Annotated in this window: 9 tRNA genes and 1 rRNA gene (2 of these 10 only partly in view); all 10 read left to right on the top strand. The window is 53.2% G+C overall.

The window, feature by feature from the left end:
* Positions 1–28, top strand: a tRNA-Arg gene (locus DNHGIG_RS09945) (it extends 49 nt beyond the left edge of the window).
* A gap of 101 nt (positions 29–129) precedes the next feature.
* Positions 130–205, top strand: a tRNA-Lys gene (locus DNHGIG_RS09950).
* A 26-nt stretch (positions 206–231) separates the two neighbouring features.
* Positions 232–307 (top strand) — tRNA-Val (locus tag DNHGIG_RS09955).
* Positions 308–314: 7 nt separating this feature from the next.
* Positions 315–390 (top strand) — tRNA-Met (locus tag DNHGIG_RS09960).
* A 3-nt stretch (positions 391–393) separates the two neighbouring features.
* Positions 394–470: transfer RNA gene (locus DNHGIG_RS09965), tRNA-Asp, on the top strand.
* A 9-nt stretch (positions 471–479) separates the two neighbouring features.
* A tRNA-Phe gene (locus tag DNHGIG_RS09970) sits at positions 480–555 on the top strand.
* A gap of 11 nt (positions 556–566) precedes the next feature.
* A tRNA-Arg gene (locus DNHGIG_RS09975) sits at positions 567–643 on the top strand.
* 1 nt (position 644) lies between these two features.
* Positions 645–727: transfer RNA gene (locus tag DNHGIG_RS09980), tRNA-Leu, on the top strand.
* 47 nt (positions 728–774) lie between these two features.
* Positions 775–851 (top strand) — tRNA-Ile (locus DNHGIG_RS09985).
* A 544-nt stretch (positions 852–1,395) separates the two neighbouring features.
* Positions 1,396–2,500: ribosomal RNA gene (locus DNHGIG_RS09990) — 16S ribosomal RNA — on the top strand (it continues 440 nt past the right edge of the window).

Below are 2,500 nucleotides of genomic sequence, written 5' to 3' on the forward strand. Positions count from 1 at the left end.
GGGAGTTCGAATCTCTCCGGGCACGCCATCCCCAACTTTAAGGGGAATATGGGGTATAGCTCAGTTGGTAGAGCACCTGCCTTGCAAGCAGGGGTCAGCGGTTCGAATCCGCTTACCTCCACCAAAGATGAGCCATTAGCTCAGTTGGTAGAGCACCTGACTTTTAATCAGGGTGTCGAAGGTTCGAGTCCTTCATGGCTCACCAAAGTTTTGAAAGTAGTTACGTTCGATGGACGCTTAGCTCAGCTGGGAGAGCACCTGCCTTACAAGCAGGGGGTCGGCGGTTCGATCCCGTCAGCGTCCACCATGAACATCGCGGGGTGGAGCAGTTGGCAGCTCGTCGGGCTCATAACCCGAAGGTCGCAGGTTCAAGTCCTGCCCCCGCAACCATATGGAGCTGTGGTGTAGAGGCCTAACATGCCTGCCTGTCACGCAGGAGATCGCGGGTTCGAATCCCGTCAGCTCCGCCACTATTTTTCGGCTCGGTAGCTCAGTCGGTAGAGCAGAGGACTGAAAATCCTCGTGTCGGCGGTTCGATTCCGTCCCGAGCCACCATTTATTATTATGTCCCAGTAGCTCAGTTGGATAGAGCAGTCGCCTTCTAAGCGACGTGTCGGGAGTTCGAATCTCTCCTGGGACGCCACGCCGAAGTGGCGGAATTGGCAGACGCACACGACTCAAAATCGTGCGGGAAACCGTGTGGGTTCGAGTCCCACCTTCGGCACCATTATGTAAAAACAATATGGGAGATATGGAAAATTACCAGTGAAATAGGGGCCTATAGCTCAGCTGGCTAGAGCGCACGACTGATAATCGTGAGGTCAGTGGTTCAAGTCCACTTAGGCCCACCAAAATCGAGACTGACTCTTAATAAGGAGTCAGTCTTTTTTATTATTGCTCGGGATCACATTCGTGAATTCAAGGATTATATCGATAAGAAGATTCCTTGATGAGCTAGGTGAAGAAAGTTGTAAGGGCGATAAAAAGTGAACGTCTTTCCGGGAAATCACGTTACTCTCATGTTGGATTCGATAATTTTCACGAATTCTTTGACGAATGATTTTTGAAAAATCTTGTATGAACAAGAATACAGGAGAAATCAATAAATGATTAGAGATTCATGATTTTATTTAATAGAGTTTGTTCCGATTTGTTCGAGATTCATTCTTGAAGGTTCTATGTATCCATGATATCATAGCTTTCGTCGCCGCGATGAGCGGTGATGATAAACGAAACATAAATTACCACTTGCGAAACAGATTGCAGGATGGTATATTGGAAAAGTCGCTGTTGCGACAGTCGCTCTTTGAAAACTGAATCGTGCAGAAGAGAGCCACGATTGAACATTGCATGGGCTCTGCAAGAAGCCTCGCTCGCGAGGCGCAGAGCGAATTTTTCTTCGAGAGTTTGATCCTGGCTCAGGACGAACGCTGGCGGCGTGCCTAATACATGCAAGTCGCGCGGGTGGAGAGGAGCTTGCTCCTCAAAGTCAGCGGCGGACGGGTGAGTAACACGTGGGCAACCTGCCTGGCAGACGGGGATAACGCTTGGAAACGAGTGCTAATACCCGATACACTCTTCACGGGCATCCATGAGGAGGGAAAGGCGCTTCACGGCGTCACTGCCAGATGGGCCCGCGGCGCATTAGCTAGTTGGTGAGGTAACGGCTCACCAAGGCGACGATGCGTAGCCGACCTGAGAGGGTGACCGGCCACACTGGGACTGAGACACGGCCCAGACTCCTACGGGAGGCAGCAGTAGGGAATCTTCCGCAATGGGCGCAAGCCTGACGGAGCAACGCCGCGTGAGTGATGAAGGTCTTCGGATTGTAAAACTCTGTCTTCCGGGACGAACCGATAGGTGAGGCAATGCTCCTATCCTGACGGTACCGGAGGAGGAAGCCCCGGCTAACTACGTGCCAGCAGCCGCGGTAATACGTAGGGGCAAGCGTTGTCCGGATTCACTGGGCGTAAAGCGCGCGCAGACGGCTTTCTGCGTCCGGGGTGAAAACCCGGGGCTCAACCCGGGACGGCCTTGGATACGGGAGAGCTTGAGGGTCGGAGAGGCAAGGGAATTCCACGTGTAGCGGTGAAATGCGTAGAGATGTGGAGGAACACCTGTGGCGAAGGCGCCTTGCTGGCCGATTCCTGACGTTGAGGCGCGAAAGCGTGGGGAGCAAACAGGATTAGATACCCTGGTAGTCCACGCCGTAAACGATGAGTGCTAGGTGTTCGTGGGCTCATACCCATGAGTGCCGAAGCTAACGCATGAAGCACTCCGCCTGGGGAGTACGGTCGCAAGACTGAAACTCAAAGGAATTGACGGGGCCCGCACAAGCAGTGGAGCATGTGGTTTAATTCGAAGCAACGCGAAGAACCTTACCAGGGCTTGACATCCCGCTGACCGGTCTGGAGACAGACCTTCCCTTCGGGGCAGCGGTGACAGGTGGTGCATGGTTGTCGTCAGCTCGTGTCGTGAGATGTTGGGTTAAGTCCCGCAA

Origin of the sequence: Collibacillus ludicampi (assembly GCF_023705585.1) — a bacterium.
Taxonomy (GTDB): domain Bacteria; phylum Bacillota; class Bacilli; order Tumebacillales; family BOQE01; genus Collibacillus; species Collibacillus ludicampi.